The following is an 8,616-nucleotide window of genomic DNA, read 5'->3' as shown; positions in this document are numbered from 1 at the left end:
GCTGGGAGTGCATCAGTTTCCGGGTCGGTGGGCGCATGTACCGGGCGGCCATCGGGGGTGGGCAATATGGCGGCCTGTGCGGCACGATGCTCTTGCAGTTCGGTGTCATTGAGGCCGAACAAATAGATTCTTAACCGGTTCAAAGGCATCGGTTTCGCTCCTGCGAGGTACGGAGCAAGGTCCGTGACTACCGACCACATCCATGTGGGCGCTCAAGACGTGTTCGAACAAAATGCTCTAGGCGACGCATCGTTGGCAGAAGAAGGTAAATGCGCTCTGGCAGGAATGCCATGTCCAAAACACGATCAGGAAGGGTCTTAGGAAGTTACGAGATAAGTCCTACAAGACGCGTTGCGACAGGGGCACTCAAAACTCAACCCGATTACGCCCTCTCTTCTTGGCCTCATACAACGCTTTGTCGGCCACCACGAACAGGTCCGCATGGGTGTCCGTCAAGGTTGGTGTTTGGGAAGCCAGTCCGATGCTCACGGTGATCGAATAGGCATCATTGGGAAAGCGGGGGAGCGCCTGGATTGCTGCACGGATTTTCTCTGCGATGGCTTTTGCGCCGTCCAGGGTTGTGCCGGGGAGGACCACGGAAAATTCCTCCCCACCGTAGCGAGCCGCCAAATCTCCTGGGCGGCGAATTGTGCCTGCGATGGTATGGGCAACCTGACGCAATGCCTCATCCCCACCGTGATGTCCATGACGATCGTTGAACGCCTTGAAGTGGTCGACATCGATCATCAGCAATGACAGCGGTTGGCCGGACCGTGAACCTCGTGACCATTCCTGCTTAAGCACTTGATCGAGGCGGCGTCGATTCGCAAGCCCCGTCAGGCTGTCGGTGGATGCCAGCTCTGCCAGTTCTCGTTCGGCGCGTTGACGTAAACGCAGTTGCTTACCCAGCAGATACGACAGCCAGAGGATGCCCAGACACAACATACTGGTCGCTGTTCCTACCAGCCACGCGTTGCGTTTCCACACCGCATAAACTTCTTCCCGTGCCTGCGCCACCACCACAATCAGTGGCAAATCCCCCACTCGGGAAAACGTGTAAATGCGGTCAACATTGTCCAGGGCCGACAATGCTGCAAAGCTGCCGGTGCCGTCCTTGAGAATGCGCTGGAAGTTGGGTGCCTTGTTCAAATCCTGGGCGACGTAATTTTTGCCCGCTGTTTCGGGCTGGCGTGCGAGCACAACGCCATTGGTATTGATCAGGGTTATGAAGCTGTTGTGGCCTACATCCAACGACCTGAACAGCTGGTTGAAGTAGGCCAGGCGCATTGCGGCTGTAGCGATCCCGACGAATTGTCCGTCATCGGTCGGGATACGCCGGCTGAAGCTGATGCACCAGTCCTTGAATCCCCAGCGCGACTGGAAAGGTCCACCGACGTTAAGCTCAAGTGAAGGATTGTCGCGGTGCTGCTTAAAATGCGGGCGGTCGAAGAAGTTATCGTGCCGTGGGGTGATGGACGTGGAATCGGCAAGAATGTCGCCGTTCTGGTCCAGCAGCAACAAGTCACCTTTGTAGGGGGCGGCGGTGGATCGATCAAACAGGACCAGGTGACGCAGCGTTGGGGAGATACTGGCCAGGTCCGGTCGTTTCGACGCCGCAATCATCCCCAGCAGGGACGTGTCATACAGCTCGGCATTGCGCTGGACATCAGCGTCGATCAACTGCACCACATTATTGGCCGAACGCACCGCCGTGTCCCGGGCGTTGCCGTACTCTCGAATCAGCAGGAAGGTGACGATGGTCAGGATCGCGATGACAGCGAGTGCGCTGCCGGACATCAGCAGTATTTCCGAGCGCGACCACAGGTTCTGATCACCCTTCGTGTCCTCAAGCGATGTCATCAGTAAACTAGGTTGGTGCACGCTAAACGCCCAATGAAATGGCTTACAAAGGTTTATCGGCTCCGTAAACAGTGCAAACGTCCGTCGTTGAGCTGTTTATAACCTTATATTTCGAAGGGGGGAATTAGAAATAATTTGGGCTGCTTGTTCAAGTCCACCGTTTCCCGGATGAATGTGGGAAAGAGCGCCGCAAGTGGACCGAACCCAGCCCTAGGCCGGGAGATTGATCCCGAACGTATTGATGCCGTCCTGGCTGAGCACGAACACCGTGCCGCCATGCATCAACGCGATGGCTTTTACAATTGCCAGGCCCAGCCCGTGGTTGGCGCCGCTGTTACTGCGAGAAGCATCGACCCGATAGAACCGCTCGAACAATTTAGGCAAGTGCTCGCGTGCGATGGCGCTGCCGGGGTTAGCGACGCCAATGCTGACGTGATCACCTTCGACGTGGATGTCGACGTGAATCACCCGGCCCGGTTCGGTGTGCTGGACAGCGTTATGCAGCAGGTTAATCAAGGCTCTGCGAAGGTGCGCCTTTTCGATCGGCACACTGGCATCGCCACGCACCTGGACCTGCACCTGCGCATCCTCAAGAATGAAATCCAGATATTCCAGAGTGGTTGCGACCTCCTCGGCGAGGGACACGCGGATCAATCCTGTGGCCTTGATCCCTTGGTCGGCACTGGCCAGAAACAGCATGTCGTTGATGATCGAGCGCAGCCTTTCCAGCTCCTCCAGATTCGATTGCAGCACTTCGAAGTAATGCTCGGCGGAGCGGCCACGGGTCAATGCCACCTGCGTTTGACCGATGAGATTGGTCAGCGGCGAACGCAGCTCGTGGGCAACGTCGGCGTTGAACGACTCAAGCCTGGAATAGGCCTGATCGACGCGTTCCAGAGTCGAGTTGAAGGAGGTGACAAATTCGTCCAGCTCTGGCGGCAGCGAGGTCATTTGCAGGCGGCCGGACAATCGCGGAGGCGCGAGTTTTCGCGCCTCCGCAGACAGATCGCGCAGCGGTTTGAGTCCGATGCGCGCCACCCAATAACCCAACGCCGACGCCAGCACGATGCCAATCGCCGCCAGACTGATCAACGCCGTCAGCAGCGAATGCTGGGTGTGCCAGAACGTCTCGGTGTCGATCGCCGTTAGAAAGCGCAGCGGTGGGCGTTGATCCTTGGCCGGGAACTGGCTGACCCGCACTTTGAAGGGGTAGTCATAACCCGCAAGATTGAGGTCGCGCATGCCCAGCGGCCCTTTGGCGAAATCGCGAATTTCCGGGCTTGGCTCACCAAACTCGTAAGTGGGATTGTCGCTTACGACCCAGAAACGCAGGCGTTTGTCTTCTTCGCTGAGCAGGCGCAGCTTGGCGTTGATCTTCGCCCAGTGCTCCGGATTGCCATACCGCGTGACAGCAGATTCCAGCACGCTGTAACGCGCATCGACCTCGGCTTCGGGCAGTAAACCCAGGCCTTTGTCGACCTGGATGTACAGCGCCGCGCCGATCAGCAAGAACACCAGCAATGCCACCAGGGCGAACAGGCCGCTCAGGCGCAATGCGATGGAATTAGTCGACACGGCGGCTCTCCAGCACATAACCCATGCCGCGAATGGTGTGCAGCAGTTTTTGTTCGAACGGCCCGTCCAGCTTGGCCCGCAGGCGCTTGATGGCGACCTCGACGACGTTGGCGTCGCTGTCGAAATTGATATCCCACACCATTTCCGCAATCGCTGTCTTGGAGAGGATTTCGCCATGCCGGCGCGCCAACACGCTGAGCAGCGAAAACTCTTTTGCGGTGAGGTCCAGACGCGTTCCTGCGCGGGTTGCTTTGCGGCTGATCAGGTCGATCCACAAGTCGGCGACGCTAATCTGCACCGGCTCATGACCACCGCTGCGGCGGGTCAATGCTTGCAGCCGGGCCACCAGTTCGAGAAACGAAAATGGCTTGCCAAGATAGTCGTCAGCGCCTTCGCGAAGACCACGAATACGATCGTCAACGTTCTCCCGTGCAGTGAGCATGATCACCGGCGTCTGCTTGCGCGCGCGCAGTCCCCGCAGGATGCCGTAGCCATCAAGGCCTGGCAGCATGACGTCGAGCACGATCACCGCGTAATCACTTTCCAGCGCCATGTGCAGGCCACCAATGCCTTCACGGGCGACGTCGACCGTGTAGCCCTGCTCGGTCAGCCCGCGGTGCAGGTAATCGGCCGTTTTCTCTTCGTCTTCGATAATCAGGACACGCATCGGTCCACTCTCACTTTTCGGTTATCAGCGTAGCCGCAGGCCTTTTTGCGGGTGCCGGCGGGGGTGTCGGGGCTGAGGTGGAACCGGGACGGGCGCGATGAAACAACCGCTCCAGTTGCAGATAAATCACAGGCGTGGTGAACAGCGTCAATGCCTGGCTCACCAACAGCCCGCCGACCACGGCGATCCCCAATGGTTGACGCAATTCGGCGCCGACACCATAACCGAGCATGAGCGGCAAGGCACCGAGCAATGCCGCGAGCGTGGTCATGATAATCGGTCGAAAACGCGTCAGGCACGCTTCGTAAATCGCATCCTGTGGGCTCAGGCCCCGGTTGCGTTGGGCGTCCAGCGCAAAATCGACCAGCAGAATGCCGTTCTTCTTGACGATCCCGATCAGCAGCACGATACCGATCAAGCCCATGATCGAGAAATCCTGCCCCATTAACCACAGCAACAGCAGCGCGCCGATGCCTGCGGAGGGGAGGGTGGAGATGATCGTCAGCGGATGAACGAAGCTTTCGTACAGCACGCCGAGAATGATGTACACCGCCACCAGCGCCGCCAGAATCAACCACGGCTGGTTGGCCAGTGAACTCTGAAACGCTTGAGCGGCGCCCTGGAAATTGCCATTGATCGAGGCTGGCATGCCGATTTCGTTTTTCGCCTGATCGAGCAAGATCACCGCATCACCCAGCGCGACACCTGGCGTGAGGTTGAACGACAGGTTGGCGGCCGGGAACATGCCGTCATGGGCAATCGACAGCGGGCCCATCACCGGCGCGCCCACTTTGGCAAGCGCCGAAAGTGGCACCATCTCGCTGGTGAGCGGCGAGCGCAGGTAGAAATAGTTCAGGCTTTCGGCCTTACCCCGTTGCTGCGGATCGAGCTCCAGGATGACTTTGTATTGGTTGATCTCGGTCTGAAATTCGTTGATCTGACGCTGGCCGAATGCGTCATACAGCGCCTGATCGACATCAGCGGTGGTTAGCCCGAAGCGCGCGGCGGCGCTGCGATCAATCTCCAGATGGGTCACGCTGCCGCCCAATTGCAGGTCGTTGGACAGGTCCCGGAACGCCGGAATCGTGCGCAGTTTTTCAGTCAGCTTTTGAGTCCACAGGTTAAGCAGCGGACCGTCGTTGCTCTTGAGCACGTATTGGTACTGCGCACGGCTCGGGCCGGAGCTTAGGTTGATGTCTTGGCCCGCGCGCAGGTACAGGACAATGCCGGGAATCTTCGCCAGTTTCGGCCGTACCCGGTCGATGAATTGGCTGGCCGAAACATCGCGATCACCTCGATCTTTCAGGGCAATCCAGAATCGGCCATTGGCGATGGTCTGGTTGCTGCCGCTGACCCCAACCGAATGCGAGAACGCTTTTACCGCAGGATCGGCGCCGATTATTTTTGCGACCGCTTTGTGCTTCTCGACCATGTCCGGGTAGGAAATATCGGCCGCTGCTTCACTGGTGCCCAGCACCATGCCGGTGTCTTGAACGGGGAAGAAACCCTTCGGAATGAGCACGTAACCGATCACCGCCAAGACCAGCGTCAAGCTGAACACCCCCAGCATCAGCCGCTGGTGGGCGAGGGCGAAGCGAACCCCTCGCGCATAACGGGCCAACAGGCGTTCGCCGAAACCGGGTTCGGCGTGGGGATCATGTTTGGGCGCACGCATGAACAGCGCGGCCAGCGTAGGTGCCAGTGTCAGCGACACCACGACCGAGATCAGAATGGTGGAGGTCGCGGTGAGGGCGAACTCCTTGAACAGTCGCCCAACCACGCCGCCCATAAACAGCAGCGGGATGAACGCGGCGATCAGCGAAAAGCTGATGGACACCACGGTAAAGCCGATTTCGCCGGCGCCTTTGATGGCAGCGTCGCGCATGTTTTCGCCAGCTTCGAGATGGCGGTGGATGTTTTCTACCACCACAATCGCGTCATCCACTACGAAGCCGACAGCCACCACGATTGCCACCAGCGTGAGGTTGTTCAAGCTGAAACCCATGACGTACATCGATGCGAAACTGGCGATCAGCGAGACCCCCAGAACGGCCGTCACGATGAGGGTCGCCGACAGCTGGCGCAGGAACAACGCCATCACGGCGATCACCAGTAGCACCGCGATGAGCAGAGTCATTTCTACTTCATGCAGGGACGCGCGAATGGTTTTGGTGCGGTCGCTGAGCACCGACACATCCACCGACGCCGGGAGCATTTCCTGCAAGCGCGGCAACTCCGACAACACGCGGTCTACGGTCTCGACAATGTTGGCGCCGGGCTGGCGGAAGACCACGATGTTGACGCCCTGGCGGTCGCCGGACCATGCCGTGACGTAGGCGTTTTCTGAACCGTTGATGACCCTCGCGACATCTTGCAGATGAACTGGCGCGCCATCCTTGTAGGAAACGATGAGTTTCTCGTAGTCCTTTGCTTCAAATAGCTGATCGTTGGACGCGAGGGTGGAAATGCTGTCTTTGCCGTACAGCGCGCCTTTTGCCAGGTTCAGGCTGGTTTGCTGCAACGACAGGCGCAGATCGGCCAGGGTCAGGCCTATCGAGGCTAGTTTGTCAGGTGAGGCCTGAACGCGAATGGCGGGGCGTTGCTGCCCAACGATGTTGACCTGACCGACGCCATCGATCTGGCTCAGTTGACGGGCGAGCAACGATTCGGTCACGTCGCTGAGTTCGGTGCCAGGCATCAGGTCGGAGCTGACGCTGAGGATCAGCACTGGACTGTCGGCCGGGTTCACTTTGCGCCAGGTCGGCAGGTTCGGCAGGTCGGCGGGCAGTCGGCCAGCGGCGGTATTGATCGCGGCCTGCACCTCTTGGGCTGCAGTATCAATGCTTTTGTCGAGGGTGAATTGCAGGGTCAGGTTGGTTGAGCCCAACGCGCTGCTGGAGGTCATTTGGGTCATGCCGGGAATGGCACTGAATTGCACCTCCAGCGGGGTTGCGACCGAGGAAGCCATGGTTTCCGGGCTGGCGCCGGGCAGTTGTGCCGACACTTGAATCGTCGGGAATTCCGCCTCGGGCAGTGGCGCTACAGGCAGTCGCGGGAAAGCGATAAGTCCCAGCAACACCAAGGCAAACGTCAGCAGGACAGTGGCAACCGGATGGTTGACGCACCAGGCTGAAATCGAACCGTGCCCTTTCATTTGGCGCGCTCCGCAGCGTCAGCCAGGCCGTCATCGTTGGGTGCCTTGACGACCTCGATGTGCGAACCGGCCTTGAGCCTGGACTGGCCATCGCTGACCAAAACGTCGTTGGCTTCCACGCCACTGATCAGCACCAGATCGCTGTCTTGATACAACACTTTGACCGGTACGATTTCAATGCTGTCGCCTTTGACCCGATACACATAGTGATGCTCTGCACCGCGCTGTACCACTTGCGGCGGGACTTTCAGCGCGTTGCGGTCAATGGCGGTCTGGATCTTCACCGTCACCAATTGCCCGGGCCAAAGCCTGGCTTGCGGATTGGCGAATTCTGCCTTCGCGCGAATGGTGCCGGTCGCTGCTACCACCTGATTGTCGATCAATGTCAGCTTGCCATCGCCGAGCAACGTGCCGGTCGCGCCTTCGCCCAGATACGCTTTTACCGACGCGGGGGGGCTGGCGCTGATCAGGCCTTGGAGTGTCGGCAACATTTGCTGTGGCAACGAAAACGTGACCGACACCGGGTCGATCTGGGTCACTGAAAACAAGCCTTGGGTATCGCTTACGCGCAGGAAGTTGCCTTCATCGACATTGCGAATGCCGACGCGGCCTGTCACGGGGGAGCGTATCTGTGTGTAGGAAAGCTGAACTTGCGATGCGTTGATCGTGGCCTGGTTGCCCGCTGCCGTGGCCTTGAGCTGGTTGACCAGCGCTTGTTGCTGGTCGTATTGCTGCTTGGAAATGCTGTTGTCGACGCTGAGCAATTTGTAGCGTTTCAGATCCAGCTGAGCCATGTCCAGTTGCGCTTGGCTTTGCGCCAGTTGGGCTTTGGTCTGATCAAGCGTTGCGCGAATCGAACGGTCATCGATGGTCGCCAGCAAGTCACCCACTTTGACCTGCTGTCCTTCTTTGACTAGCAGCCTGGTCAGGATGCCATCTACCTGGGGGCGAATCATCACGCTCTGCAACGACAACACCGAGCCGATACCGGTGGCAAAGCGCGGCACGTCCTCCACAACGACATTCACGACGCGTACCGGAATGGCGACCGGCGTGCTGACTTTTGCAGTAACGGGGCGGGTGTACGTCCAGACTCCGATGGCCAGCAGCGCCACGACACCTGCAGCTATAGCAAAAATTTGTGTCTTTTTGTGCATACAAGGTTAACGCCAGGGAATGAGTGGGAAGCGACAAAATGGAGCCTCCTTTATAGCCCTTTCACCCGGTCAGCAAAATGACTGCCACCTGTCAGTACTGTCAGCAAACGCCACGCAGATGATGAGCGGGTATCAAGAAAATCTTCGGCAGGGCGATAGCCCGATTGAGGGCATTGATATTGGTCAGGGCTTGCCCCTCATTC

At 58.7% G+C, this 8,616-nt stretch carries 5 protein-coding genes; all 5 read right to left on the bottom strand.

What is annotated here, in order from left to right; genetic code table 11:
* Positions 1-366: 366 nt before the first annotated feature.
* Positions 367-1,860, bottom strand: coding sequence for a sensor domain-containing diguanylate cyclase (locus ACWKWM_RS12815; RefSeq protein WP_483846488.1), 1,494 nt, complete (start codon positions 1,858-1,860; stop codon positions 367-369).
* Between the two features lie 210 nt (positions 1,861-2,070).
* Positions 2,071-3,435, bottom strand: a complete 1,365-nt coding sequence (locus ACWKWM_RS12810) for a heavy metal sensor histidine kinase (RefSeq protein ID WP_483846487.1) — start codon at positions 3,433-3,435, stop codon at positions 2,071-2,073.
* Positions 3,425-4,102, bottom strand: a complete 678-nt coding sequence (locus tag ACWKWM_RS12805; RefSeq protein ID WP_483846486.1) for a heavy metal response regulator transcription factor — start codon at positions 4,100-4,102, stop codon at positions 3,425-3,427. Before ACWKWM_RS12805 ends, ACWKWM_RS12810 begins: the two co-directional genes overlap by 11 nt.
* 10 nt (positions 4,103-4,112) lie before the next feature.
* A complete protein-coding gene (locus ACWKWM_RS12800) occupies positions 4,113-7,256 on the bottom strand; it encodes a multidrug efflux RND transporter permease subunit (RefSeq protein ID WP_483846485.1) in 3,144 nt (1,047 codons plus the stop codon).
* Complete coding sequence (locus ACWKWM_RS12795; protein WP_483846484.1) at positions 7,253-8,413, bottom strand: efflux RND transporter periplasmic adaptor subunit; 1,161 nt, start codon at positions 8,411-8,413, stop codon at positions 7,253-7,255. Before ACWKWM_RS12795 ends, ACWKWM_RS12800 begins: the two co-directional genes overlap by 4 nt.
* Between the last annotated feature and the right edge of the window lie 203 nt (positions 8,414-8,616).

It is taken from the genome of Pseudomonas rosaeacicularis (genome assembly GCF_057128745.1).
This window is presented reverse-complemented; position numbering and strand designations above follow the sequence as displayed.